We start from the raw sequence: 25,135 nt of genomic DNA, 5'->3' as shown, positions 1-25,135 counted from the left end.
ACAGGCACAGGCGGCAACATCGGCATGACCGCCGTGGCCTGCACGCCCAATGTGCGGGTGATGAATGCCGGGGTCGCCTGGCGGCTGAAGATTGCCAGCGCGGCCGGTCTGATCGCTCATGCCCGCGCCAACCCCGAACAGCTTGGCAGGCGGGCTTCAACATTGACAACCTGACCCGCGCAGCAGCGCTTTGCCGCCCTTTGCCACACCCTTTGGCCGCTGCTCTTCACGGGCAGGCTATGGGCAGAGCGCTCAATCAAACTGCAAGGTACGCACGCCCTGCTGCGTGGCGAGCAGGCAGCAGCTGGCCTTTTGGCGGGCGAACACGCCGACGGTGACCACGCCGGGCCACTGGCTGGTTTCGTTTTCAAAGGCCAGCGGGTCGGTGATGCGCAGGCCCCGCACGTCCAGGATGTGCAGGCCGTTGTCGGTCACGTAGGGCTGGCCGCCACTCATGCGCAGCGCGGCCTGGCCGCCCAGGGCGGCGAACTGGCGGGCCAGGCGCGCGGCGGCCATGGGGATGATTTCCACCGGCAGGGGAAAGCGCCCCAGCGTGTCCACCTGCTTGGAAGCATCGGCAATGCAGATGAAGCGCCTGGCTTGCGCGGCCACGATTTTTTCGCGCGTGAGGGCGCCGCCGCCGCCTTTGAGCATGTGGCCGTGCGGGTCGATTTCGTCCGCGCCGTCGATGTACACGGCCAGCTCGCCGGCCTGCTCCAGCGGCACGACGGCAATGCCCGCCGCGCGCAGCAAGGCCGTGCTGGCTTCGGAGCTGGAGACGGCGCGAATGGCGGCATGGGCTGCGGAAAGGGCGGCGATGAATTTGTTCACGGTGGAGCCGGTGCCCACGCCGATGAGCGCGCCCGCGGGCACGTATTGCAGGGCGGCCTGGCCGACGAGGGTTTTCAATTCATCCTGTGTCATTTTGGGAAAATGTGCCGTTTATCAGAGCACGTTCAAAGTCTGGCCGTGAGGGGCGAAAGCGCGAAATCGGGATGGGCTGCAAGGCACAAACCGCAGACGGACAGGCCTTGTGGTCTAGCAAGGATTCGCAACGCCGCAGACCGCCCGAGTCCGCACTTTCTGCATCCACGGCCAAGCTCTGAACAGTTTCTTAATGTTTTCTGATTATCCAAAATGCCTTTTTTGCCTTATGGCCTGATCCGTTCTGCTCTGTTCTGCATGGACGCCGAGGCGGCCCACGAGAAAACGCTGGCGGCGCTGGAGCGCACGCAGAACACCTTCTGGCAGCTTCTGTGGCGGCAGCCGCGCGTGCAAGACCCCGTGACGCTGGCGGGCCTGACGCTGCCCAACCGCGTGGGCCTGGCGGCGGGGCTGGACAAGAACGCCCGCTGCATTGACGCGCTGGCGGCCATGGGCTTTGGCTTTGTGGAAGCGGGCACCGTCACGCCGCTGGCGCAGCCGGGCAATCCCAGGCCGCGCCTGTTCAGGCTGCCAGCGGCGCAGGCGCTCATCAACCGCATGGGCTTCAACAATGAGGGCGTGGCCGCTTTCGTGACGCACGTGTGCACGTCGCGCTTTGCCGAACAGCGGCAAAGCGCCGCCAAGGGCGCGCCGCGCATGGCGCTGGGCCTGAACATCGGCAAGAACGCCGCCACGCCAATGGAGCGGGCGCAAGACGACTATCTGATGTGCCTGGCCGCCGTGTATCCGCATGCCGACTACGTGGCAGTGAACATTTCCAGCCCCAACACCCGGAACCTGCGCGACTTGCAGGCCGATGAGGCGCTGGCCGCGCTGCTGGCGGCGCTCAAGGCGCGCCAGCGCGAGCTGGCCGATGCGCATGGCCGCCACGTGCCGCTTTTTCTGAAGATCGCGCCTGATCTGGACGAGGCGCAAGTGCAGTCCATCGCCGCCGCGCTGCTGGAGCACGGCATGGATGGCGTGATTGCCACCAACACCACGCTCTCGCGCGAGGCCGTGCAGAGCCTGCCCCACGCGCAGGAAGCGGGCGGCCTCTCGGGCGCGCCCGTGCGCGAGGCCAGCTGCCGCGTCATCCGCCAGCTGCGCGCAGCGCTGGGCGCGGGCTTTCCCATCATTGGCGCGGGCGGCATCCTGAGCGGGGAAGATGCCGTGGCCAAGATTGAAGCGGGCGCAGACGCCGTGCAGCTGTACACCGGCCTGATCTACAAAGGCCCCGCGCTGGTGGCCGAGGCGGCGCAGGCCATCAAGGCCCATCTGGCCTCGCAGGGCCAGGTTCCGCCTGCTGGCGATGCCTCAGCCGGCCCGCCTGCGGCTGGCGCTCAATAACGGGCGCGCTCGCTGCCTTCTTTGCCGTCCTCTTTGTTGCCTTCCGCCTGCAATGGCTGGCCGCCTGTCCAGGCAGCTTTTGCCTGCGCCATCCGGCCGGCCTGCAGACGGGCGCAGATTGAGCGGCTTCGCACGTCTTCTCGCACGCCATCCGTTTCCGGGCCTGTCCAGGATCTGGCCGTGGGGGCGACAAACTGAGAAAAGCAAGCCGGTTTCGCTTCCGAACCCATAGCATGAGGTCCTAGTGGAATGGGCGCATATGCCGTTTTTCATGCACCTGAATCCGCTCCTATTTTTGCTGCAATCTGGCTGCTGCCCTTTTCCATTTGCCAGCCGCGCTGGCGGGCATGGGCGCGGGAGCGCGGTTTCTGACATGCGGTAACGGTTTGCTGTTTGCCGATAACATTCCCGCTTTTTTTCGCGCATTTTTTTGCGGATTTGCTCATGCAGGCGCTTTTGAAATTCTCGCGGGCGGTGGACTGGCTGAACGGGCTGGTTGGCAAATATGTGATCTGGCTGATTCTGGGTGCCACGCTCATCAGCGCGGGCAATGCGGCGGTGCGCAAGGTGTTTGGCGTGAGTTCCAACGCGCTGCTGGAAGTGCAGTGGTATTTGTTTGCCTGGTCGTTTTTGCTGGCGGCGGGCTATACGCTGCTGCATCGCGAGCATGTGCGCATTGATGTGCTCAGCAGCCGCTTTTCAAGGCGCGCGCAGGCGTGGATTGATGTGGCGGGCTTCGCGCTGTTTCTCACGCCGATTTGTCTGGCGGTCATCTACTTGAGCGTGCCGGTGCTGGCCGACAAGTTTCAGACGGGCGAGATGTCGGCCAACACGGGCGGGCTGGTGCGCTGGCCGGTGTGGGCGGCGCTGCCGGTGTCGTTTGCGCTACTGCTGCTGCAAGGCTGGTCGGAGCTGATCAAGCGCATTGCCTTTTTGCGCGGGCAGGGGCCTGACCCGATGGGCCGCATGAGCGACGCGCAGGACGCGCAGGCGCTGGCCGAGGCGCTGCGTGCCGAGCGGGAGGCGGCGCAGGCTGCCGCACCAGAGAAAAGCGCGGGCTGAAGCGGGGGCACAGGCAATGGAATTCGTGGTGGCCAATTTCGCCCCGGTCATGTTCGCGGGGCTGATCGTGTTTTTGCTGCTGGGCTTTCCGGTGGCGTTCAGCCTGGGCGCGTGCGGGCTGTTTTTTGCCTTCGTGGGCGTGCAGCTGGATGTGTTTCCGCCCAGCGTGCTGGCCTGGCTGCCGCAGCGGCTGATCGGCATCATGTCCAACGACACGCTGCTGGCCGTGCCCTTTTTCACGCTGATGGGGCTGGTGCTGGAGCGCAGCGGCATGGCTGAAGATTTGCTGGAGACGGTGGGCCAGGTGTTCGGCCCGCTGCGCGGCGGGCTGGCGCTGGCCGTCATCTTTGTGGGGGCGCTGCTGGCGGCCACCACGGGCGTGGTGGCGGCTTCGGTCATTTCAATGGGGCTGATCTCGCTGCCCATCATGCTGCGCTACGGCTATGACCGGCCGCTGGCGGCTGGCGCCATTGCCGCTTCGGGCACGCTGGCGCAGATCATTCCGCCCTCGCTCGTGCTCATCATCATGGCCGATCAGGTGGGCCGCAGCGTGGGCGACATGTACAAGGGCGCGTTCACGCCCGCTTTCATGCTGGTGGGGCTGTATGTGCTGTATGTGGTGCTTTTGGCGATATTCCGTCCGGCCTGCGTGCCCGCGCTGCCGCCGCAGGCGCGCACGTTCCGCGAGGCCAACGGCAGCAGCGGCTATGCCTCGCTGACGGCGGTGATGGCGCTTTCTATTGGCACGGCCACTGTGCTGGCGCAGAACATGGCCGCCGTGCACACCTGGTGGCTGGGCCGTACGGTGCAGAGCGTGCCCACCGACGAAAAAATCGTGGTGGCCGCCTGCGGCGGCGTGGCGCTGGCGCTGCTCATCGCCCTCATCAACCGGGGGCTGAAGCTGGGGCTGCTTTCGCGCCTGGCCGAGCGGGTGACGTTCGTGCTCATTCCGCCGCTGCTGCTCATCTTTTTAGTGCTGGGCACCATCTTCCTGGGCGTGGCCACGCCCACGGAGGGCGGAGCGATGGGCGCGGTGGGCGCGCTGGTCATGGGCTTTGCGCGCAGGCGGCTGGACTGGGCGCTGCTCAGGCAGGCGCTGGCGGCCACGACCAAGCTGGCCTCGTTTGCCATGTTCATTCTCATTGGCGCCACCATCTTCAGCCTGGTGTTCCAGGCGGCGGACGGCCCGCTGTGGGTGGAACGCCTGCTCAGCGACTTGCCAGGCGGCCCGGCGGGCTTTCTGATTCTGGTGAACGTGATGGTGTTCTTCCTCGCGTTCTTTCTGGACTATTTCGAGCTGTCTTTCATCGTCGTGCCGCTGCTGGCGCCAGTGGCCGAGAAGCTGGGCATTGACCTGGTGTGGTTCGGCGTGCTGCTGGCGGTGAACATGCAGACTTCGTTCCTGCATCCGCCTTTCGGCTTCGCGCTGTTTTTCCTGCGCTCCGTGGCGCCTGCCAGTCCCTATGTGGACCGCGTCACGGGCCAGCTCATGCAGCCGGTGACGACGATGCAGATTTACAAGGGCGCCATTCCCTTCCTGCTGATCCAGCTGTTCATGGTGGGCGTGCTCATCGCCTTTCCGCAGCTGGTCACGGGCAGCCTGGAAGCCAAGGCGGAGGTGGATCTGGACGCCATTGGCCAGCAGATGCTGCAAGACCTGGAGCAGCCTTCCGGCGGCTACGGCGATGCGGCTGATGAAAGCCATGGCGGAGAAGGCGCGGGCGGCTACGGCAGCGAGGGCGGCTATGGCGATGCGCCTGCTGGCGAGTCTTCCGGCAGCGATGCGGGGGGCTATGGCTCATCTGGCGGCTATGGCGCTGGCACGGAAGGCGGCGAGGCCGCGCCGCCGCCGGAAGATGAGCCGCAGGGCTACGGCAGCGAAGCGCCAGCGGAATAGCCAGCGGAATAGCCAGCGGAATAGCCAGCGGAATAGCCGACGGAATAAAACGGCCATTTTCCATAAGCGCAGTGAATGCGCCAATAAAAAAAGCCGCGATTCGCATCGCGGCTTTTTTTATTCATTTATCCATCATTTACAGCTTCGCGCCATTGATGTACTGGTTGTAGGTGAATTCCGAATAACGGTTCCACAAAATCTGCTCTTTCTGGAAGGCGCGCATGTCGTCAAACACCTTCTTGAATTCGGGTGATTTGTCGCAGTGCTCGGCATACACCTCCTGCGCGGCCTTGAAGCCCGCGTCCACCACCGGTTTGGGGAACATCTTGAACTGCGTGTTGCCCGCGCGCAGGCGCTTGAGCGCTTGCGGGTTGCGGGCCTGGTATTTGCTCGTCACCTCAATGGCTGCCACATCGGCGGCGGCGCGCACGGCGGCCTTGTATTCGTCCGGCAGCTTGTCAAAGGCCTTGTTGTTGATGAAAAAGTCAAACTGCGCGCTCGCTTCCCACCAGCCAGGGTAGTAGTAATACGGCGCCACTTTGCTCAGGCCGAGTTTTTCATCGTCATACGGCCCCACGAACTCGGTGGCGTCCAGCGTGCCTTTTTCCAGCGCCTGATACACGTCGCTGCCCGGCATGTTCTGCGCCACCACGCCCAGCTTGGCCATCACTTCGCCAAACAGGCCGCCGCCCAGGCGCATCTTCAGGCCCTTGAGGTCATCAGGCGACTTGATTTCCTTGCGGTACCAGCCGCCCATCTGCGTGGTCGTGTTGCCCGCGCACAGCGCGTGGAAGTTGTATTTCTTGAAAAACTCGTCCAGCAATTTGCCGCCATTGCCCTGGCGGCGCCAGGCTTCCATTTGCAGCGTGGTCAGGCCAAACGGCACGGCGCAGGCAAAGGCGAAAACGGGATCTTTGCCCGTGAAGTAATAGCCGGCAGTCTGCGCAATTTCGAGACTGTTGTCCTGAATCGCGTCCAGCACGCCGAAAGCGGGCATCAGCTCGCCTGCGGCGTGCACCGACACCTCGAACTTGCCGCCCGTCAGCGCCTTGACCACGCGCGAAAACGTCTCGGCGCTGCCCATGAGCGTGTCCAGCGACTTCGGAAAGCTCGAAGCCATGTGCCAGCGCACCGCCTGCTGCGCCTGCACGGCAGGGGCCACGCCAGCGGCCAGCACGCCAGCCAGGCCAGCGCCTTTGATGAGAGAACGACGATCCATGATGGGGGTTCCTTTTGAGTCCATGAAAAAGGGAAAAACAAAGTGTAGTCACGGCCAGCCGCGCCCCGCGTGCAGGAAAACGCCTAATGCCCACCGTCCGGCTGCGGGGGGCGGCAGATTGAAATAGGGTATCTGGATTTGCTCTTGTATCAATAGCGTGATGTCCTGGTGGGAACTGCGTTAAACGGTATTTTGGCCCGCTGAATCCGCTCCTGTTTTTGATGGTTTTAGGCGAATGCGGCTGCCCGGTTCAGCGCTTGCAGCGCGCGGGCGGCCTGCGGCGGCAAGGCTGGCCCGCCGCTTCACGGGGAGGGGAGGGAAAAACAGCGGGAAAACGGGTTTTCCGTCAGCTCCCCGCCGTGATGCCCGCTTTTTTGATGATGCGGGCATTGGCCTGTGATTCGGCTTGTATCTGCCGGGCAAAGGCAGCAGCGCTGCCGCCAGTGGGCAGGTTGCCGGCGGCTTCGATTTTCTGGCGCGTCTGCGGCTCATTCAGCGCGGCATTGACGGCGGCGTTCATGCGCTCGATAACGGCGGCGGGCGTGCCGGCCGGGGCGAACAGGCCGAATACGGAAAAGCGGTTGGATTCAGGCAGGCCCAGTTCTGAAAGCGTGGGCGTATCGGGCAGCGCTGCCAGGCGGGCGGGAGCGCCTGCGGCCAGGGCGCGCAGCCTGCCCGCCCGCACGTGGCCGATGACAGCGGGGCCGGCGTTGGTGGAGAGCACTTCAAAGTGCCCGCCCAGCGCGTCGTTGATTTGCTGGCCGCCGCCCTTGTAGGGAATGTGGGTGATGTCTACCTTCGCGCTGGCCTTGATTTGCTCCAGCATGACGTGGCCCAGCGCGGCCGAGCCTGCAGTGCCCCAGCGCACGGAGCCGGGTTCCTCCCTGGCGCGCTCCAGCAGCGCCCTGAAGTCAGGCGCGTGGTTGGCGGGCGTGGCCAGCAGCAGCACGGGCGAGGCCAGCACGCTGGCGGCGGGAGCCAGGTCTTTTTGCGGGTCAAACGGCATCTTGCCGCCCAGGTGGGGCAGCAGCGCCACGGGGCTGACGGAGGCAAAGCCGAACGTGCGCCCATCAGGCACGGCCTTGGCTATGGCGCCCAGCCCTATGGCGCCGCCCGCGCCAGCCTTGTTTTCCACCACGACGCTGACGCCCAGGCGCTGGGCAAGCTGGTCGGCCAGCAGCCGCGCCGTGGCATCGGCCACGCCGCCTGGCGGGTAGGCCACGATGATGCGAATCAGGCCCGCATCCGCACGCGCGGCGAAAGGCGCAGCAGCAAAAGGCAGAACAGTTGCGCGGGCCAGCAAGCCCAGACAGCGGCGGCGGTTGAAGGCAGGCATGGGAATACGGGGTTTTATGAATGTGAATGCTGCGCCTATTGTCAGCCCGCAGGCAAGGCGCTGGCGATGCGAATCGCCATTTTTGGGGCGGGCAAACAAGCGAAGCTGGCGCAGGCAAATGCCTGATTTCCCTGTAATAGGCAGGGGCAATGGCTGGTTTACCATGTGAAAACAGCCGCCTGCATGGCGTGTTTTTTCTTTTGCCCTTCATGGATTTGTTCTATGCAATTTGACATTCTCATCAGCGGCGCTGGCCCGGCGGGCCTGTGCCTGGCGCGCGCGCTTTCGGAATCGGGCCTGAATATCGGCCTGGTTGAGCAGCAATCGCTTTCGGCGCTGGAGCAGGCGCCGTTTGACGGGCGCGAAATCGCGCTCACGCAGCGCTCGGCCACGCTGATGCGCGAAATGGGGCTGTGGCAGCGCATTGAAGCCATGGAGCCTGCGGCGTTTTCACCATTGCGCGATGCGCGGGTATTCAATGGCGAATCGCCCTTTTCCATGCAAATCAGCCACCGTCTCACCCGGCGCGACGAGTTGGGCTGGCTGGTTTCCAACTACCTCATCCGCCGTGCCGCGCTGGCCGAAGTGCAGGCCGCCGCCAGCGCGCATGGCCGCATTACCTTGCTGACGGGGCAAGCCGCCACGCAGGTGCGCTGCGGGGCCGAAGGCGCGCAGCTCACGCTGGCCGATGGCGCCACGCACACCGCGCGCCTGCTGGTGGCCGCCGACAGCCGTTTTTCCGCCACGCGCCGCGCCGTGGGCATTGCCGCGCGGCAAAACGACTTTGGCCGCAGCATGCTGGTGTGCCAGATCACGCACGAAGTGCCGCACGAGCACACGGCCTGGGAATGGTTCGATTACGGCCAGACGCTGGCGCTGCTGCCCATGAACGATGACCCGGCCACCGGCATGCCGCGCGCCTCTGCCGTGCTCACGCTGCCGCACCAGGGCATTGAGGCCATGATGGCGCTGGACGAAGCCGCCTTCGGCCAGGACATGACCCGGCGCTTTCATGGCCGCCTGGGCGAAGTGCGCCTGAACAGCACGCGCCACGTGTATCCGCTGGTAGGCGTGATGCCGCGCCGCCTGGTGGCCCCGCGCTTTGCCTGCGTGGGCGATGCGGCCGTGGGCATGCACCCCGTCACGGCGCACGGCTTCAACTTCGGCCTGCTCAGCGTGCAAACCCTGGCGCAGGAGTTGCGCGCCGCCCACGCCGCCGGCCGCGACATCGCCGCCGCCGACGTGCTGGCCCGCTACGAGCGCCGCCACATGCTGGCCACGCGGCCGCTGTATGAAATCACCGGCCTCATCGCGCGCCTGTACACCACCGACTCCGCCCCCGCGCGGCTGCTGCGCGACGCCGCCCTGCACGCGGCCCAGCGCCTGACGCCCTTCAAGCGCCTGGTAGCCGCCACGCTGGCGGGCCATGCGGCGTAAGAGCCTGTCCAGAGCCTGGCCGTAAAGAAGCAAAAGCTTGCAGCCCGGCGAGGGCTGGCAAAACCCCCAAGCGCCCGGTCCCGTATTTCCGCACCCAATGACAGAGCCGCTTTCAAGCCCCTCTCATGGCCTGCATGCGCGAAATGAAAAGAGCGAAACGGAAAGAGCAAAACGGGGCGGCAAGCGCGGGCCAGCAAGGCGAATGAAAGGCTGAATACGCGGCATATTCCGCTCCTTTATCAATAGCAATGGGTCCTAGTGAAAATTGCGCTGATGCCAATTTTTACCCCTCAAATTCGCTCCTTTTTTTGATTCTGGAATGGACAGCACGCGTCCGCTCACGGGCCGGGGCCTGTGCGGGGTTTCAGCGCGGGCCGGCTCGTGGGTTCGCATGTCCGTAAAAGCAGGTCCGTATAAATTCGCACTTCCCTCAACCACCTGAAACAGGAGCATTTGGATGATGCGAACACTTCAGCGAGGCTTTGTGTGCTTTGCCCTGGCGCTGGGGCTGGCAGGCTGCGGCGGCGGTGATGGAGATGCCGCCAGCGCCGGATCGGCGCCAGTCATCACGGCGCAGCCGCAGTCCGTCACCATTTCCAGCAGCGGGGTGACCACGCTGCGCGTGGCGGCCACGGGCAGCGGCGCGCTCAGCTACCAGTGGCAGCGCGGCGGCGCGGCCATCAGCGGGGCCACGTTTTCCAGCTACACCACCAGCACGGCGGGCAGCTACGCCGTGGTGGTGAGCAACGCCTACGGCAGCGTGACGAGCAACACCGCCACCGTGACGGTTCATGACGACGCGGGCACGCCCGGCAACGCCTGGAACATCCACACCGGCAGCCACGCGCCTGATCTGGCGGACACCAGCGGCTGGCTGCCTCTTTCCATTGCGCTGGACACGCTGGAGGTCAGCAGCGCTTCGCCGCGCCTGTCGGTGAACCGCGCCAGCAGCAGCATGGCCACGGTTTCAGTGGACGGCATGGCGGCCATCACCCTCACGCGCGACAGCTACGGCCTGACCATTCGCAACCAGCTCAGCGGCGACACGCACGTGGCCTTCAACCTCAGCGGCGCGGGCGTCACGCCGCTGACGGTGTACAGCGCCAATGACTACAAGCTGGCGCTCTCGGGCGCGGCCATTGCCAGCGGCGACGGCCCGGCGCTGAACCTGCAATCGAAACAAACGGCCTTCATCGAGCTGACGGGCATCAACACCCTGACCGACTCCGCCACCTGGAGCGCGCGCACCAGGGACGACGGCAGCGCCATGGATCTGAAAGCCACGCTGTTTGCCGAAGGCCCCGTCGTGTTCAGCGGCAGCGGCTCGCTGGCCATCAGCGCCACGCCAAGGCACGCGCTGGCCAGCGACGCGCACGTGCGCCTGCGCAGCGGCACGCTCACCCTCGCGGCCGCCGCCAAGGACGGCCTGCGCGCCGCCCAGGCCTTCGTGATGGATGGCGGGCAGCTAGGCATCACCGCGCCAGCGGGCAAGGGCATCAGGGTAAAAGGCAAGGAAAGCAACGCCGTCGGCAACACGCCGGCGCTGGGCTTTGTCGCCATCAATGACGGCGCGCTGTCCGTCACCAGCCGCGACAAGGGCATGACCGCCTCCTGGAAGAGCAGCGACGGCAAAACGGCCGACACGGCGGACGACCCCGATCCGCGCGTGACGATCAACGGCGGCGCGGTCACCATCACCACCACCGGCGCGCCCCGGGAAAACGCCAATGCGGCTGGCGGCAAAGACGCGCTTTCGCCCAAGGGCATCGAAGCCCGATCCGCGCTCACCGTCAATGGCGGCTCCGTCACCGTCAATGCCACGGACGACGCCTTCAAGGCAGGCTCCGCCGTGACCGTGTCTGGCGGGCGCGTCTACGTTGCCAGCAGCAAAGCCAGCGCGGTGGATTCCAGCGGAGCGCTCACCATCTCCGGCGGCTACATGGTGGCCATTGGCGCCAGCGCCACCGAAAGCGCGCTGAACGCCAGCCGGGGCGCCTTCACCGTCACGGGCGGCGTGTTCGTCGGCATCGGCGGCGGCAACAGCACGCCCGCCGCCGGCGCAGCCGCGCAAAACATCATCTCTGCGCGCAACGTGAGCGCCGGCCTGTGGACGCTGCGCGATGCCTCCGGCAACGCCGTGTTCTCATACCACGCGCCGAAACCGGCACAGGCCCTGCTCGCCAGCTCGCCGCTCATCGTCACGGGCGGCTCCTACTCGGCAGTTACGGGCGGCGTGCTGGGCAGCGCGGGCGAAGACTTCCACGGCCTGGCCATCAGCCCCACCACCCACACGGGCGGCACGGCCGGCCGCAGCGTCACCATCTCCGGCCGCCTGACAGCCATGTGAGCCGAACGCCAGCAGGCCCCAGGCGCACCGCAAGCCCCGCCCGGCGCATACGCCCGGCGGGGCTTTTTTTCAGAGCCTGTTCAGCGTCTGGCCGTGAGGGATGAATGCGCGGGAGGCTCTTGCGGCCCGGCGAAGATGGGCAGCGCCGCAGGCTGCCCGATTCCGCGCTTGCCACACCCACGGATGGATTTCAAGAACAGGCCCTCATCCGCCGCGCTGGCGCAGCGCCTCATACAGGCAAATGCCGCTGGCGACCGAAACATTCAGGCTTTCCACCGCGCCCCGCATGGGAATGCGCACCAGCTCATCGCAGCTTCTGCGCGTGAGCTGGCGCAGCCCCGCGCCCTCCGCGCCCAGCACCAGTGCGGCGGGGCCGGCGAAATCGGCCTCGTACAGCGTCTTTTGCGCCTCGCCCGCCGTGCCCGTGACCCAGATGCCGCGCTCCTTGAGTTCGCCCAGCGTGCGCGCCAAATTGGTCACCATGAAATAGGGCACCGTCTCCGCCGCGCCGCTGGCCACCTTGGCCACCGTGGCGTTGATGCCCGCCGCGTGATCCTTGGGCGCGATCACGGCATGCGCGCCCGCGCCATCAGCCACGCGCAGGCACGCGCCCAGGTTGTGCGGATCGGTCACGCCATCCAGCACCAGCAGCAGCGGCGGCGCTTGCAGCCCATCCAGCAAATCGTCCAGCGAGCGCGAGCGCTCCAGCTCCTGCACGCGCGCGGCCACGCCCTGATGGCCCGCGCTGCCCGCCAGGCGGGTGAGGCGCAGGCCATCGGCCTCAATCACGCGCACGCCCGCTTCTTGCGCGCGCGCCAGAAACTGCTTCATGCGGGCATCGCGCCGCGAAGCGTCCACATAAATCTCGATCACGGAAGCAGGCGCGACCTTGAGCCGCACACCCACGGCATGAAAGCCAAACAAAACCTTGGAAGAGCCAGACATGAAGCCACCCGGAAAAAAGGAGAAAAAGCCGGCAGGGGCCGAGCCTTGAAAAAAAGCGAATTCTGGCTGCCCGATACCGGCCACGCCTTCGCACAGCGCAGGCAGGAGCCAGCCCAAGCCTTGCGCCCCATGGCGGTTTGCCCCTCGCATTCCACATTCCGCCCCTTTGCCCCTCACAGCCAGACTTTGGGCAGGTTCTTGCAGAACAGGGCGCGGCTGCCATTGACAAGACCAGTGCGGAGCGCGATCGCGGACTGGGCCAGCCATGAATGCACAGCGATGAATATGCGGCTTTATTTTGCTCTTTAATTAATAGCTAGATGTCCTAGTGGAAAGTGCGCAGATAGGCATTTTTACCCCATCAAATTAGCTCCTGTTTTTGATGAATCCGGACGGGTACGCCTGTCCGGTTCAGCCGCCTGCGGCGCGGGGCCGGACGGGCAAAGGGGTGGAAAGGTCAAGCAGTGCGGGCAGGTGGCGAAGGCTCATCTGCGGCTTGCGTCTTGCGGCCCATCTTGATTCGCAGTTTCTCCGGGCAGGTTCTCAGCGCCCCACCTGCGCCCAGACTTTTTCCAGGCGCTTGAGGCTCACGGGCTGGGGCGTGCGCAGCTCCTGGGCGAAAAAGCTCACGCGCAGCTCTTCAAGCAGCCAGCGCAGCTCTTGCATGCGCTCGTCTTGCTGGCCTTTGCGCTCGGCCACCAGGCGCCCAAAGCGCTGCTCTTGCGCGCGCGCCTCCTGCATGTGCCGGGTGTCGCGGGCGGGGTCGGCGCGGCGTTTGTCAAAGCGCAGTTGCACGGCTTTGAGGTAGCGCGGGTAGTGCTGAAGGGCGCTCCAGGGCGTGGCGGTGATGAAGCCGGGCGGCAGCAGGCGCTGCAATTGCTCGGCGGCGTCTTTGGCCGCTTCGGGGGCGGCTTTGGCGGCGTCTTTCACTTTGCGGGCGGCCTGGGCGTGTTCGGTCAGGATGTGGGCGGCCAGGCGCGCGATTTCGTTGGCGATGAGGGTCAGGCGCGCGCGGCCTTCTTCCACGCGGGCGGCAAAGGCGGCTTCGCTGGCGGGCAGCGGCTCCATCAGAAAGGCGCGGTCCAGCGCCAGGTCGATGATTTGCTGGCGCAGCTGCCCTTCGGTGCCCAGCGGCATGTAGAGCACGGCCATTTTTTGCAGATCGGGAATGTTTTTTTCGAGGTATTTGAGCGCGTCGCGGATTTGCAGGGCGAAAAGCCGCCGCAATCCGGTGCGGTGGCGCGCGGCGGCCACTTGCGGCTCGTCAAAGACTTCGATGGTGACGGCGTCGCCCGCGTCCACCAGCGCGGGAAAGCCGATGAGCGTCTGGCCTTTGCGGGAAATTTCCATCAGCTCGGGCAGCTCGCCAAAGCTCCAGCGGGTGTGGCGCTGGCTGGCGGCGCCGCTGTCAGCTTCGGTTTTGAGGGCGGCCCGCGCTGGATGGGCGGGCGTTTGCGGCGCTTGGGGTGTTTCTGCCGGGTTTGCGGGGGCCGCGTCGGCGTTGAGTTCCGCCTTGGCGGCTTTCAGGCCGGCCAGCGCCTGAAAAGCGCCGCGCGCCTGGCCGCCCAGTTCGGCCTTGAGGGCGGCGAGGTTGCGGCCCGCGCCCAGCTGGCGGCCGTGTTCGTCTACCACGCGCACATTCATGAACAGGTGTGCGGGCAGCATGTCGAGCTTGAAGTCGGCGCGTTTGACATCCAGCCCGGTTTCGCTGCGCACGATTTGCAGCAGCGCGTCGGTCAGGCTGCCGTGGCCGAAGGCGTCGGGCGCGCCCAGTTTTTCAGCCAGCCGCGCGGCGCTTTCGGGCAGGGGCACGAAGCGGCTGCGCGGCTTTTGCGGCAGGCTTTTGAGCAGGGCCTGGATTTTTTCTTTCAGCATGCCGGGCACGAGCCACTCGCAGCGCGCTTCGCTGATTTGGTTGAGCACGAACAGCGGCGCGGTGACGGTGAGGCCGTCGCGCGCGTCGCCCGGCTGGTGCAGGTAGGCGGCGGCGCAGTCCACGCCGCCCAGCCGCAGCATTTTGGGAAAGGCGGCGGTGGTGATGCCCGCCGCTTCGTGGCGCATGAGTTCTTCGCGGGTGAGCGTCAGCAGCCGGGGGTTGGCCTGGCTGGCTTGGCGCCACCACTTTTCAAAGTCGCGCCCGTTGCTGATGCCTTCGGGCACGTGCGCGTCGTAGAAGGCGTAGATGAGTTCGTCATCGACCAGCACGTCTTGCCGGCGGCTTTTGTGCTCCAGCTCCTGCACTTGGGCGATGGTGCGGGCGTTGGCCTGCAAAAAGGGCAGGCGGCGCGGCCAGTCGTCGGGCACGTTGCGCTCGGCCATGCCGTGCACCAGCGCTTCGCGGATGAAGATTTCGCGCGCCTCGCGCGGGTCGGCCTGGGCGTAGCTTTTGCGGCGGCCGCTGTAGACCGTCAGGCCGTAGAGCGTGGCGCGCTCGAAGGCGATGACGTCTTGCGCTTTTTTCTCCCAGTGCGGCTCCGCCAGCTGCTTTTTGAGCAGGTGGCCGCCCATTTCCTCCAGCCACTGCGGCTCGATGCCGGCGATGCCCCGGCCATACAGGCGCGTGGTTTCCACCAGCTCGGCGCAGACGATCCATTTGCCGGGCTTTTTGCGCAGGCGCGCGCCGGGGTGGCGGTGAAACTTGATGCCGCGCGCGCCCAGGTATTGCTCGCCGCCGTGGCTTCCGGCGTGGCCGTGCTGCCCTTCTTCCAGCTTGCAGCCCACGTTGCCCAGCAGGCCGGCCAGCAGGCTTTTGTGCAGGGCCTCGTAGCTGGCGGGGCGGGTGTTTTCGCGCCATTGGTGCTCGGCGGCCACGGTGCGCAGCTGGGTGTGGATGTCGCGCCACTCGCGCACGCGGCGCACGCTGATGTAGTTTTGCCGCAGCAAGGCTTCCCACTGGCGGTTGCTGAGGCGGTGGGCGGGCGCTTCAGCCGGGTTTGCGGCCTGGTTTTCATCAGCCAAAAGGGCCTCTGTCGCACGGTTTTCGGGGCTTTGCTGCTCTTGTTTTTGCAGCGCCCGCCTGGCTTGCGCCAGCGCCTGTTCGGCGCGCTGGGCGGCTGTTGCGCGCCCGCTGGCGGCGCGCCCTTCGCGCGCGTCTTGCAGCCACTGCCACAGGCGCAGGTAGCCGCTGAATTCGCTTTTGTCGTCGTCAAACTTGGCGTGCGCCTGGTCGGCCTGGGCTTGCGCCTGCAAGGGGCGGTCGCGCACGTCTTGCACGCTCAAGGCGGCGGCAATCACCAGCACTTCGCGCAGCGCGCCGCGCTCGCGCGCTTCAATCAGCATGCGGCCCACGCGCGGGTCCAGCGGCAGGCGGGCCAGCTCGCGGCCCAGCGGGGTGAGGGCTTGCGCTTCGTCCATCGCGCCCAGCTCGGCCAGCAGGGCAAAGCCGTCGGCAATGGCGCGGCCCGAGGGCGCGTCGAGAAACGGAAAGTCTTCCACCCGCCCGCCTTCGCCGCCCAGGCGCAGCGCCTTCATGCGCAAGATGACGGCGGCCAGCGAGCTGCGCAGGATTTCGGGGTCGGTAAAGCGCGGGCGGCCCGCGAAGTCTTTTTCGTCATACAGGCGTATGCACACGCCGTTGCTCACGCGCCCGCAGCGGCCCGCGCGCTGGTTGGCCGCCGCCTGGCTGACTGGCTCCACCAGCAGCTGCTCCACCTTGCTGCGCAAGCTGTAGCGCTTGACGCGCGCCGTGCCCGCGTCCACCACGTATTTGATGCCGGGCACCGTCAGCGAGGTTTCGGCCACGTTGGTCGCCAGCACGATGCGCGGGGCCGTGTGCGGGGCGAACACGCGGTCTTGCTCGGCCTGGCTCAGGCGCGCAAAAAGCGGCAGCACCTCCGCGCCGCGCGTGAGCGGGCTGTGCGACAAGTGCTGGCGCAAGTGGTCGGCCGCTTCGCGGATTTCGCGCTCGCCGGGCAGAAACACCAGCACATCGCCCGAAGGCTGGCCCGTCCAGAGTTCATCGACCGCGCTGGCAATGGCGTCGTTCAGGCCGTAATCGCGGCTTTCTTCAAAGGGCCGCCAGCGCTGCTCCACCGGATACGTGCGGCCCGAAACCATCAGCACCGGCGCGCTTTGGCCGCTGGCGTCGGCAAAGTGGCGGGCAAAGCGCTCGGCGTCAATCGTGGCGGAGGTGACGATGAGCTTCAAATCAGGCCGCCGGGGCAGGATTTGCTTGAGGAAGCCCAGCAAAAAGTCAATGTTCAGGCTGCGCTCGTGGGCTTCGTCGATGATGAGCGTGTCGTAAGCCTTGAGCAGCGGGTCGGTCTGCGTTTCGGCCAGCAAGATGCCGTCGGTCATCAGCTTCACGCTCGCGCCGGGCGAGAGCCGGTCGCTGAAACGCACCTTGTAGCCCACCACTTCGCCCAGCGGCGTTTGCAGCTCGTCGGCAATGCGCCGGGCCACGCTGGTGGCTGCGATGCGGCGCGGCTGCGTGTGGCCAATCAGCCGTCCGCGCTCGCCTGCCTGGGCGTTCAGCCTGCCGCGCCCCAGCGCCAGCGCCATCTTGGGCAGCTGCGTGGTTTTGCCCGAACCGGTTTCGCCGCAAACGATGATGACCTGATGCTTTTGCAGCGCCGCCTCGATTTCCGCGCGGCGGGCCGAAACGGGCAGATCCGGCGGAAAGGCGATGACGGGGCGCGAAGAAGCTGAAGCGGGCGAGGCAGGGGCATTCATAGGGCGGGCGATTATCTGGCGCGGCGTCTTCACGCGGGGCTGCCTGCGCAGCCGCTGCCCGCACGCGGCCTGCCAGCGCGGAAAAAGCGGAAAAAGCGGAAAAGCGAAAAAGGGGCGAAGCAGGCGTGAGCGGTGGATAAGTTGCTTTTTACGCTCCTTTGTTCATAGCATGATGTCCTAGTGGATACTGCGCTAACAAGCATTTCAAGCCCCTTGAATTCGCTCCTTTTTTGGAACCTATCGGGCTAGAAAAGAACAGGCAGCACACCTCGCCAGCTCCGCTGGCAAGCGCGCCGTGAACCTGCTTCTTTCAGTCATGGTCAGCCATGGCGCAATTTCTTCTGCCGTGCCCGCGCATCGGCAAGATGCGTTGGTCTTTGATTGAATGGCGGCAAACGGCGGACTTTTGAATTCAGCCGGACGGCGGGCCTGGCCTCAATACACGTCGCGGCAGTAGCGTCTTTCGGCCAGCAAGGCATCCACGCGCTCGCTGCCCAGCGTCTGGCGCAGCACGGCATCCACGCCGGCGGCCATGCCAGAGAGGCTGCCGCACACGTAAAGGGCGGCGCCTTCGTCCATCCACTGGCGCAAGGTGGCGGCTTCGCGCGCGAGCACGGTTTGCACGTAGGTTTTGGGCGCGCCGGGGGCGCTGTCGCGGGAGAAGGCGGCATCGACGCGCGGCAGGTGGCCGCTGGCTTGCCAGCGGGCGATTTGTTCGTGGCAGAGCCAGTCGTGCGCGGCGTTGCGTTCGCCGAAGATGAGCCAGTTGCGGTGCTGTCCGGCGGCTTCGCGCGCGTGCAGGTGGGCCAGCAGCCCGGCCAGGCCCACGCCGTTGCCGATGAGGATGAGCGCCCGCGCGGCGTTGCCGCCCAGGTGAAAACCGGCGTTGGCGCGCAGGCGCACGGGCAGCGTCTGGCCCGCTTGCAGCTCTTCGGTCAGCCAGGCGGAGCACAGGCCGGGGCTGCCGTCGGCGCGGTTTTGGCGGCGCACGAGCAGTTGCAGGCTGCCGCTTTGCGGGATGGAGGCGATGGAGTAGTCGCGCGGGTTTTTGACGTCAGCCGGGGGGGCGATTTGCGCCAGGTCGCCTGCTTCCCACGTCAGGCTGGCTCCGGCGGGGGCGGTCAGCTCCAGCAGCCAGACGGGGCTGCCTACGCTGCCGGGATTCAGGCGGGTTTTGGCGGCCAGTGTCCAGTCGTGCCAGCCGCCCGCTTCGCTGGGGCGTTCGGGCTGCCAGCGGGCCAGTTGCGCGGCGTCCAGCCCGAAAGCGGCGGCCAGCTGCTTGCGCCAGGCGGCCAGGGCGGCGTTCATTTCAAAGTCATCGGCGCTGTCGGCCTTGATGCAGGCAAACAGGCGCTGGCCGCCGCTGGAGGCCAGCCAGCCGTCGATGGCCTGGCCGAACTGGCAGAAGTTGTCGTAGCTGCTGTCGCCCAGCGCCAGCACGGCGTAGCGCAGGCCGTGCAGGGGCGGGTGCTGGCGCATGTGCTGTTTTTCAAAGGCCACGGCTTCGTCGGGCGGTTCGCCATCGCCATAGGTGCTGGCCACGACCAGCAGGCGGGTTGCGCGCCGCAGCGCATCGGCATCGAGCAGCGCCAGCGGCGCCGCTTGCGCGGCCTGGCCGCAGGCTTGCAGCATGGCGGCGGTGTTTTTGGCCAGCGTCTGCGCCATGCCGGTCTGCGTGGCCCAGGCGACGAGCACGGGGGCGTTTTCAGGATGGGCGGGCTGCCCTGCCCCGCTGGAGCCGGTAGAAACCGTGGCGAAAGCGCCGCCGCCCGCTGGCGTCAGGCCAGCGGCCTGCATGGCCTGGGCGGCTTCAGCCACGGCAGCCAGCCGCCTGCGGCGCTGGCGCTGCCAGATGCTCAGGCACAGCAGGGCATAGGCGGCCAGCAGGGCGAGCGTGAGGCCGTAGCGCAAGGCGTCGGAATAGTCAGGCATGACAGTAGAGATGAAGACGGCGGCAAAACAGGAAAGCAAGCGCGAAGAGCGCATGCCGGTGCGGGTCAAGGCTAGCCTGTTTTTCATGGGCACAGGCGGGCGGGGCCTCAAAGAAACCCATTTCAGCAGGGTGAAAAACGGCTTTCCCGCAGGCTCCACCAAAACATGACGTCATGGGTTCAAGCGCATTTCCCGCCTGCAAACGCTGCCTTTTGCGGCTGGTTTTCCGCTCGCAAACGCTCTAGAATTTGCACGTCTGCGGCTGGGTGCCGGGTCATATATTTCCTTGAACCAATGCTCCTGTGAGCCTGGGTGGGGAATATCGTCTGGCTGGCGTGATCGTCTCGCGTCAGACGAACCCAAGGCCTTTCTGACCCCGCCCCCCTGAACCCCCGGTTCAGGATGCCGGCCCGGCGGCAGCCGCAGACACCTTTTCCGCTCTCTTTCGCCCTCTTTCCCCAAGCCGCTTCGCCGGCTTTTTTATTGCCCGGAGCACGCCGCCATGCCTCTTGAGCCGATGTCCATTGCCCTGCTTGCGCTGCTGGGGTTGCTGGGGGGCTTCATGGCGGGGTTGCTGGGCATTGGCGGGGGGATGATTCTGGTGCCGTTTACTTCGGCCATTCTGGCTGCGCAGGGCGTGGGAGCGGAGCTGGCGCTGAAGATGGCAATCGCCACTTCGATGGCGACCATTGTTTTCACTTCCATCAGCAGCGTGCGCGCGCATCACAGGCGGGGCGCAGTGCGCTGGGATCTGGTCCGGCGTCTGGCGCCGGGCATCGTGGCGGGCGCGGCGCTGGCCAGCCTGGGGGCGTTTGCCCTCATCAAGGGGCCTGCGCTGGGGGTGGTGTTCGCGGTTTTCGTGTTTTTTTCGGGCACGCAGATGCTGCTGAACAAAAAGCCCGCCGCCACGCGCCAGCTGCCCGGCACGGCGGGGCTGGCAGGCATGGGCGGCGTGATTGGCTTTTTGTCGGGGCTGGTGGGCGCGGGCGGCGGGTTTGTATCGGTGCCGTTCATGACCTGGTGCAACGTGCCCATTCATCAAGCGGTGGCGACCAGCGCGGCGCTGGGCTTTCCGATTGCGCTGGCCAATACGGCGGGCTATGTCGCGGGCGGGCAGTCCGTCGGCGGGCTGCCCGCCTGGTCGCTGGGCTATGTGTGGCTGCCCGCGCTGGCGGCCATTGCCTCGTGCAGCGTGCTCATGGCCCCGCTGGGCGCGCGCGCGGCCCATGCACTGCCGGTGGGCAAGCTCAAGCGCGTGTTTGGCCTGGTGCTTTACGCGCTGGGCGCATACATGCTGCACAAGACGCTGGGCTGACGGGCGCATCGGACTCAGGCGTTCCGGACGCCTGGAAGCATCAAAAGCAGGAGCAGATTTGATAGGGGCAAAATGCCGCCCATCGCCCGTTCCACTAGGACATCATGCTATGAATAGCAGAGCGAAATAGCGGCCTGTTTTCTGCCGATGGCCCTGCCTGCGCCATCCGCTTTTTTCTCCCCCCTGATAGCCAGGCCGCGAGCGCGCTTTCAGCTGCCAGCGGAGCCGCCGCTTTCGCCCTGCTCCATGCGCCGCAGCGCGCGCGAGACAAAGCCCAGCAGCATGACCAGCCCGCCGCACGCGCCCAGCAGCACGAACAGCCAGCGCGATCCCAAGGCCTCGCCCAGCGGCGCGGCCAGCGCCAGGCCCACGGGGCCGGCCAGGCCGATGAGCGTGTTCAGCAGCGACAGCACCCGGCCTTGCAAGTGGTTGGGCACCGCGCTTTGCAGCATGGCCATGAAAGGGGCGTTGCCCACGGCAAACGTCAGGCCGCTTAACAGCCAGAAGGCCGCGCCCAGACCGAACTGGTCTGCCGGGGCCAGCGCCGTGAGCGCCATCGTCAGGCCCGAAAGGGCAAAGCCCCACAAAAACCAGCGCATGCGCCGCTGCGGCGCGAAGGCGGCCACGAAAGCGCCCCCGGCGATCATGCCGATGCCGCTCAGGCTCTCCATCAGCGCCACCTGATTCGCGCCGCCCGCAAAGTGCGTTTTCACCAGCAGCGGCACCAGCGTGAACAGCGGCATCACGCACATCACCGCCGCGCCGATCAGGGCATAGAGCTGGCGCAGCGCCGCGTGCCGCCACACGGCTTGCACGCCCTCGCGCCACTCGCGCCACAGGCTGCGCCACCCGCCGCCGCGCGCGGCCCTGGGCTGCGGAATGGTGAAAAACAACAGCGGCGCAATGCCCAGGAGCGCCGTCGCCACATCAATGGCCAGCGCCCAGCCCAGCGGCATGGCGCTCATGGCCAGCGCCCCCAGCGGCGGCGCGCCCACGGTCATGATGCCCATGAGCGACTGGTTCAGCCCCGCCGCGCGCGGCAGAAAGTAGCCCGGCACCAGCATGGCCGTGCTGGCCGCCGCCGCTGGCTGCTGAAACGCCTGCATGGCGCTGCGCACAGCCAGCATGGCGTAGATGTGCCACAGCTGCACGCGCTGCGTGAGAAACAGCGCAATCAGCACCGCCATGCACGCCGCGCTCACCAAATCAGAAGCCGCCATCAGCCAGCGGCGGCTGTAGCGGTCGGCCAGCGTGCCGCCCAGCGGCCCCAGCAGCGCCTGCGGCAGCAGGGCCGCCAGCGCGGCCATGCCTAGCGCCGCCGCGCTGCCCGTGGTATCGGTAATCCACCACAGCAGCACAAATTGCGTGAGCGCCGAACCCGTGAGCGACAGCGCCTGGCCCGTGAAAATGGCCCCGAAGCGCAGCTTCCACGGCTGCCCCTCGGCCACGCCTGCCGCGCTGGCTTCGCCGTCCTGCCGCGCAATCCTTTCAGCGCTCATGCCGTCCACAGCTTGGCGGCGAAGGCCAGAAACAAAGCGCCCACGCCGCCCTTGCCCACGGCCCCGCTCTTGCGGTAGCGCGCGCCCACGAGCTGCACCATCATCGACGGGAAAAACAGCAGCCCTTTCAGATTGAGCAGCGCCATCAGCACGGCGGCGGCAATGGTGAAGGTAACGGTGTCTGCAATGCCGAACATGGCGTGGCTCCGGTCAGAACGCAAAAAAGGCAAGGCGAGAGCAGGCCAGCCTGCAGCGCGGGCAGATTTTCGCCGGACGGCATGCGCAAGAACCAGGCCCGCCAGCCGCCATCCATCAAAAACAGGAGCGGATTTGAGCGCCCTGAAATGCCGTTTCGCGCACTTTCCACTAGGACATCATGCTATGGATTCAGGAGCTGAAAAGCCTGCGCAAGGGCAAGGCAATCAGCTCAGCGCCACGTCAAAGCTCTCCAGCCCCAGGCTGCTTTCGGCTTGCAGCGAGATGGGTTTGCCGATGTGGTCGGACAGGCTGGCCAGGTGCTGGCTTTCTTCGTCTTGCAGCAAGGCGATGACGGCGGGGTGGGCGACGATGCGGAATTCGCGCGGGTTGAACTGGTGGGCTTCACGCAGGATTTCGCGCAGGATGTCGTAGGCCACGGTGCGGGCGGTGCGCACGCGGCCGCTGCCCTGGCACAGGGGGCAGGGCTGGCTGAGCATTTGCGCCAGGCTTTCGCGGGTGCGCTTGCGCGTCAGCTCCAACAGGCCCAGGGGCGAAAAACCGTCAGCGGCGGTGGTTTTCACGCGGTCGCGCGCGAGCTGGCGGCGCAGCTCGGCCAGCACGGCTTGCTGGTGTTCGGGCGTGGCCATGTCGATGAAGTCCACGATGATGATGCCGCCCAGGTTGCGCAGGCGCAGCTGGCGGGCAATGGCTTGCGCGGCTTCCAGATTGGTTTTGAAGATGGTTTCGCCAAAGTTGCGCGCGCCGGTGAAGGCGCCGGTGTTCACGTCGATGGTGGTGAGCGCCTCGGTCTGGTCAATGACCAGGTAGCCGCCCGATTTGAGTTCCACGCGGCGGCCCAGGGCGCGGGTGATTTCTTCGTCAATGCCGTAGAGGTCAAAAATGGGCCGCTCGCCGCTGTAGTGCGACAGCAGGCGCGCCGCTTGCGGCATGAATTCGTTGCCAAAGCGCAGCAGGCGCTGCAATTGCTCTTGCGAGTCGATGCGGATGCTTTGCGTGTGCTCGCCGGCCATGTCGCGCAGCACGCGCTGCATCAGGCACAAATCCTGGCGCAGCAGCGCGCCGGGCGGCGTGCGCGAGGCCGCTTCGCGGATGCAGGCCCAGGTTTTGCGCAGGTAGGCAATGTCTTCGGCCAGCGCGGCGTCGTCTGCATCTTCGGCGTTGGTGCGCACGATGAAGCCGCCGCGCGCGCGGCCGCCCGATTCGAGCGCGGCTTGCTGCGCCAGCGCCTGCACGCGCTGGCGCAGGCTCTCGCGCTGGGCGGGCGCAATTTTTTGCGAGATGCCGACGTGCGCCTCCTGCGGCAAAAACACCAGCATGCGCCCGGCAATGCTGATCTGCGTGGAAAGGCGCGCCCCCTTGGCGCCAATGGCGTCTTTGATCACCTGCACCATCAGCGCCTGCCCCTCGAACACCAGCTTTTCAATGGGCCGCTGCGGCGCGCTGCGCTGGGCCGCCGGCGCTTCGCCCGCCGCCGGGGGCTGCCACACATCGGCCACATGCAAAAAGGCCGTGCGTTGCGCGCCAATGTCAATAAAGGCCGATTGCATGCCCGGCAGCACGCGCACCACCTTGCCCAGATAAATATCGCCCACCTGCCCGCGCTCCAGCGCGCGCTCCACGTGCAGCTCCTGCACCGCGCCGTTTTCCACCACGGCCACGCGCGTTTCCTGGGGGGTGTAGTTGATGAGAATTTCCTGTTGCATGGTGAGCGCCGTCCGGCAGAGCGAAGCCGGAATTTTGCCGCCGGGCCAGCGCGCCGCCTGCGCTTTGCGGCCCATTTCGATCCGCTACTCCTCACGGCCAGGCTGTGAGCAGGCCCCAAGGGTAAAAACCACCGCTGCCATCGTTGCCGTGCGTGAACTCCTACATAGCGGACAAATCTTGCTGCCTGGCTACAGCAAACGCTGCAAAACTTGCTCGTTGGAGAAGATTTGCAGGCAAAGTTGTTCAGAAAACGGGATGGGTCTGAAGGATGTATAACGAGGCCGTCTGGAACTCAAACCAAATCTGATTTGGCACACTTATTATTTGCAGAAGGTTTAATATGAACGATACCAATGAAAGCTGGAGAAAACTTTTAACATCCAGGACACTAAAGTCCAATTTGATTTCGATTTCTCTCTTCTTGACGGCTTTTGAGATGTTTAAAGAAAGAGTTGTCGGGCTTCCAAAAACCTTTTTCATGGATATTAACAAGTCTGACGAATATGCCATCAATGAACAATACAAAAAGGATGTATTGTCAAAAAATAACAGCAGGGTATACGCTTCCCTATTATGGCTAAAAGAATTGGGAGCGATGGATCAAGCAGATATCAAGAATTTTGATGAAATAAGAAAGCACAGGAATGAATTGGCTCACAATCCTCTTTCATTTATTGCCGATGCAGGCAAAAACATAGATTTCAACAAATTTTTTTGCCTAACGAATTTACTATGCAAGATAGAAAAATGGTGGCTTGTTCATTGCGAATGCCTCCCTGACATGTATTCCCATGATGCAGAAATCAATCCTGATGATATTGTAACACCCTCTCAATGGACATTGAAATTATTGTTTGACATGGCATTAGAAAATGAACCAAAGGAAAACTTCTATCATGATGGATTTTTTAATGATATTCAGCGCTCATAGATGCCAATCGGCAATATACTGATGTTTGCAATGAAATTGCCTGGAAACAATGCTTGAGGATCCTAAGCTGTTTTTTTGGATTATGGCGCTCCGCCTGAAACAAGCTATCGATGACTTTCGGATAACTATTTTCCGTATTCAAACGAGAAATATCGCCTGGCCAGCAGATGAAGCTGAATGAATTCTTCGCCGATCAAGAAGAATCCCCGTATTTTGCAGGGCACAAAACGGCCGCTTTGTTTTCTTCACTTCCGCCAATCAGATGAGCTGGCAAAAGATAGCTCTTGATAATCTGATTCTTGAAGGATTTTGAAATAAGCGCGGCCAATCTTGGCGGCTGCGCGCCAGGC

Annotated in this window: 19 protein-coding genes; 8 read left to right on the top strand and 11 right to left on the bottom strand. The window is 65.2% G+C overall.

Annotated elements, in window-relative coordinates:
* The first annotated feature begins 24 nt into the window (after positions 1-24).
* Positions 25-174, top strand: coding sequence for a hypothetical protein (locus QB898_RS00510; protein ID WP_279523366.1), 150 nt, complete (start codon positions 25-27; stop codon positions 172-174).
* A 78-nt stretch (positions 175-252) separates the two neighbouring features.
* Here QB898_RS00510 and rpiA read toward each other — a convergent pair whose 3' ends face one another.
* Positions 253-924 (bottom strand): ribose-5-phosphate isomerase RpiA, encoded by a 672-nt coding sequence (rpiA, locus tag QB898_RS00505; RefSeq protein WP_279523365.1) that lies wholly within the window; start codon positions 922-924, stop codon positions 253-255.
* A 213-nt stretch (positions 925-1,137) separates the two neighbouring features.
* Here rpiA and QB898_RS00500 point away from each other — a divergent pair, with 213 nt between their 5' ends.
* Positions 1,138-2,271: a quinone-dependent dihydroorotate dehydrogenase gene (locus QB898_RS00500; protein WP_279523364.1), complete on the top strand. Its 1,134-nt coding sequence runs from the start codon at positions 1,138-1,140 to the stop codon at positions 2,269-2,271.
* Here QB898_RS00500 and QB898_RS00495 read toward each other — a convergent pair.
* Both QB898_RS00495 and QB898_RS00490 read right to left on the bottom strand, forming a co-directional pair.
* Complete coding sequence (locus QB898_RS00495; RefSeq protein ID WP_279523363.1) at positions 2,265-2,417, bottom strand: hypothetical protein; 153 nt, start codon at positions 2,415-2,417, stop codon at positions 2,265-2,267. The two genes, QB898_RS00500 and QB898_RS00495, sit on opposite strands and share 7 nt — an antisense overlap.
* A 123-nt stretch (positions 2,418-2,540) precedes the next feature.
* Complete coding sequence (locus QB898_RS00490) at positions 2,541-2,717, bottom strand: hypothetical protein (RefSeq protein ID WP_279523362.1); 177 nt, start codon at positions 2,715-2,717, stop codon at positions 2,541-2,543.
* Here QB898_RS00490 and QB898_RS00485 point away from each other — a divergent pair.
* Positions 2,716-3,333 carry a TRAP transporter small permease subunit gene (locus QB898_RS00485; protein ID WP_102282911.1) on the top strand — a complete coding sequence of 206 codons (618 nt, stop codon included), beginning with the start codon at positions 2,716-2,718 and terminating at the stop codon, positions 3,331-3,333. The genes QB898_RS00490 and QB898_RS00485 overlap by 2 nt on opposite strands.
* 16 nt (positions 3,334-3,349) lie before the next feature.
* Positions 3,350-5,230 (top strand): TRAP transporter large permease, encoded by a 1,881-nt coding sequence (locus tag QB898_RS00480; protein WP_279523361.1) that lies wholly within the window; start codon positions 3,350-3,352, stop codon positions 5,228-5,230.
* 136 nt (positions 5,231-5,366) lie between these two features.
* Here QB898_RS00480 and QB898_RS00475 read toward each other — a convergent pair whose 3' ends face one another.
* Both QB898_RS00475 and QB898_RS00470 read right to left on the bottom strand, forming a co-directional pair.
* The gene (locus QB898_RS00475; RefSeq protein ID WP_279523360.1) at positions 5,367-6,449 is read right to left on the bottom strand and encodes a TRAP transporter substrate-binding protein; all 1,083 of its coding nucleotides are present in this window, start codon (positions 6,447-6,449) and stop codon (positions 5,367-5,369) included.
* Between the two features lie 346 nt (positions 6,450-6,795).
* The gene (locus QB898_RS00470) at positions 6,796-7,785 is read right to left on the bottom strand and encodes a Bug family tripartite tricarboxylate transporter substrate binding protein (RefSeq protein ID WP_279523359.1); all 990 of its coding nucleotides are present in this window, start codon (positions 7,783-7,785) and stop codon (positions 6,796-6,798) included.
* A gap of 222 nt (positions 7,786-8,007) precedes the next feature.
* Between QB898_RS00470 and ubiM the strand changes: the two genes are divergently transcribed.
* Both ubiM and QB898_RS00460 read left to right on the top strand, forming a co-directional pair.
* Positions 8,008-9,222, top strand: a complete 1,215-nt coding sequence (gene ubiM, locus QB898_RS00465; RefSeq protein WP_279523358.1) for a 5-demethoxyubiquinol-8 5-hydroxylase UbiM — start codon at positions 8,008-8,010, stop codon at positions 9,220-9,222.
* A gap of 457 nt (positions 9,223-9,679) precedes the next feature.
* Positions 9,680-11,569, top strand: a complete 1,890-nt coding sequence (locus QB898_RS00460; protein WP_279523357.1) for a carbohydrate-binding domain-containing protein — start codon at positions 9,680-9,682, stop codon at positions 11,567-11,569.
* A 204-nt stretch (positions 11,570-11,773) separates the two neighbouring features.
* On the opposite strand, the gene rlmB is transcribed toward QB898_RS00460, so the two are convergent.
* The 3 genes from rlmB to QB898_RS00445 all read right to left on the bottom strand — a co-directional run bounded on the left by rlmB (position 11,774) and on the right by QB898_RS00445 (position 19,204).
* Complete coding sequence (gene rlmB, locus QB898_RS00455; protein ID WP_279523356.1) at positions 11,774-12,514, bottom strand: 23S rRNA (guanosine(2251)-2'-O)-methyltransferase RlmB; 741 nt, start codon at positions 12,512-12,514, stop codon at positions 11,774-11,776.
* A 543-nt stretch (positions 12,515-13,057) separates the two neighbouring features.
* Positions 13,058-17,185 carry an ATP-dependent RNA helicase HrpA gene (gene hrpA / locus QB898_RS00450; RefSeq protein WP_279523355.1) on the bottom strand — a complete coding sequence of 1,376 codons (4,128 nt, stop codon included), beginning with the start codon at positions 17,183-17,185 and terminating at the stop codon, positions 13,058-13,060.
* 435 nt (positions 17,186-17,620) lie between these two features.
* Entirely contained in the window at positions 17,621-19,204 is a 1,584-nt protein-coding gene (locus tag QB898_RS00445; protein WP_279523354.1) for a flavodoxin domain-containing protein, read from the bottom strand.
* A gap of 415 nt (positions 19,205-19,619) precedes the next feature.
* On the opposite strand from QB898_RS00445, the gene QB898_RS00440 reads away from it, so the two are divergent.
* The gene (locus tag QB898_RS00440) at positions 19,620-20,432 is read left to right on the top strand and encodes a sulfite exporter TauE/SafE family protein (RefSeq protein WP_279523353.1); all 813 of its coding nucleotides are present in this window, start codon (positions 19,620-19,622) and stop codon (positions 20,430-20,432) included.
* 209 nt (positions 20,433-20,641) lie between these two features.
* Here the strand turns inward: QB898_RS00440 and QB898_RS00435 are convergent, their stop codons facing one another.
* From QB898_RS00435 to rng, 3 genes are all read right to left on the bottom strand, one after another.
* Complete coding sequence (locus QB898_RS00435; RefSeq protein ID WP_279523352.1) at positions 20,642-21,931, bottom strand: MFS transporter; 1,290 nt, start codon at positions 21,929-21,931, stop codon at positions 20,642-20,644.
* Positions 21,928-22,128: a hypothetical protein gene (locus QB898_RS00430; protein ID WP_279523351.1), complete on the bottom strand. Its 201-nt coding sequence runs from the start codon at positions 22,126-22,128 to the stop codon at positions 21,928-21,930. Before QB898_RS00430 ends, QB898_RS00435 begins: the two co-directional genes overlap by 4 nt.
* Positions 22,129-22,353: 225 nt before the next feature.
* Positions 22,354-23,853, bottom strand: a complete 1,500-nt coding sequence (rng, locus tag QB898_RS00425; protein WP_050716577.1) for a ribonuclease G — start codon at positions 23,851-23,853, stop codon at positions 22,354-22,356.
* Positions 23,854-24,194: 341 nt separating this feature from the next.
* Between rng and QB898_RS00420 the strand changes: the two genes are divergently transcribed.
* Complete coding sequence (locus tag QB898_RS00420) at positions 24,195-24,785, top strand: hypothetical protein (protein WP_279523350.1); 591 nt, start codon at positions 24,195-24,197, stop codon at positions 24,783-24,785.
* Positions 24,786-25,135: the final 350 nt, after the last annotated feature.

Source organism: Ottowia cancrivicina (assembly GCF_029813755.1).
GTDB classification, from domain to species: Bacteria; Pseudomonadota; Gammaproteobacteria; order Burkholderiales; family Burkholderiaceae_C; genus Ottowia; species Ottowia massiliensis.
Note: the sequence above shows the minus strand (reverse complement) of the source record. Positions and strands in the feature narration are given on the sequence as shown.

Coding starts and splice junctions, on each gene's coding strand:
- QB898_RS00485 (WP_102282911.1), top strand. CDS start 2,716: ATGCAGGCGCTTTTGAAATTCTCGCGGGCGGTGGACTGGCTGAACGGG.
- QB898_RS00420 (WP_279523350.1), top strand. CDS start 24,195: ATGAACGATACCAATGAAAGCTGGAGAAAACTTTTAACATCCAGGACA.
- QB898_RS00470 (WP_279523359.1), bottom strand. CDS start 7,785: ATGCCTGCCTTCAACCGCCGCCGCTGTCTGGGCTTGCTGGCCCGCGCA.
- rng (WP_050716577.1), bottom strand. CDS start 23,853: ATGCAACAGGAAATTCTCATCAACTACACCCCCCAGGAAACGCGCGTG.
- ubiM (WP_279523358.1), top strand. CDS start 8,008: ATGCAATTTGACATTCTCATCAGCGGCGCTGGCCCGGCGGGCCTGTGC.
- QB898_RS00475 (WP_279523360.1), bottom strand. CDS start 6,449: ATGGATCGTCGTTCTCTCATCAAAGGCGCTGGCCTGGCTGGCGTGCTG.
- hrpA (WP_279523355.1), bottom strand. CDS start 17,185: ATGAATGCCCCTGCCTCGCCCGCTTCAGCTTCTTCGCGCCCCGTCATC.
- QB898_RS00445 (WP_279523354.1), bottom strand. CDS start 19,204: ATGAAAAACAGGCTAGCCTTGACCCGCACCGGCATGCGCTCTTCGCGC.
- QB898_RS00510 (WP_279523366.1), top strand. CDS start 25: ATGACCGCCGTGGCCTGCACGCCCAATGTGCGGGTGATGAATGCCGGG.
- QB898_RS00435 (WP_279523352.1), bottom strand. CDS start 21,931: ATGAGCGCTGAAAGGATTGCGCGGCAGGACGGCGAAGCCAGCGCGGCA.
- QB898_RS00480 (WP_279523361.1), top strand. CDS start 3,350: ATGGAATTCGTGGTGGCCAATTTCGCCCCGGTCATGTTCGCGGGGCTG.
- QB898_RS00460 (WP_279523357.1), top strand. CDS start 9,680: ATGATGCGAACACTTCAGCGAGGCTTTGTGTGCTTTGCCCTGGCGCTG.
- QB898_RS00440 (WP_279523353.1), top strand. CDS start 19,620: ATGCCTCTTGAGCCGATGTCCATTGCCCTGCTTGCGCTGCTGGGGTTG.
- QB898_RS00430 (WP_279523351.1), bottom strand. CDS start 22,128: ATGTTCGGCATTGCAGACACCGTTACCTTCACCATTGCCGCCGCCGTG.
- QB898_RS00500 (WP_279523364.1), top strand. CDS start 1,138: ATGCCTTTTTTGCCTTATGGCCTGATCCGTTCTGCTCTGTTCTGCATG.
- rlmB (WP_279523356.1), bottom strand. CDS start 12,514: ATGTCTGGCTCTTCCAAGGTTTTGTTTGGCTTTCATGCCGTGGGTGTG.
- QB898_RS00490 (WP_279523362.1), bottom strand. CDS start 2,717: ATGAGCAAATCCGCAAAAAAATGCGCGAAAAAAAGCGGGAATGTTATC.
- rpiA (WP_279523365.1), bottom strand. CDS start 924: ATGACACAGGATGAATTGAAAACCCTCGTCGGCCAGGCCGCCCTGCAA.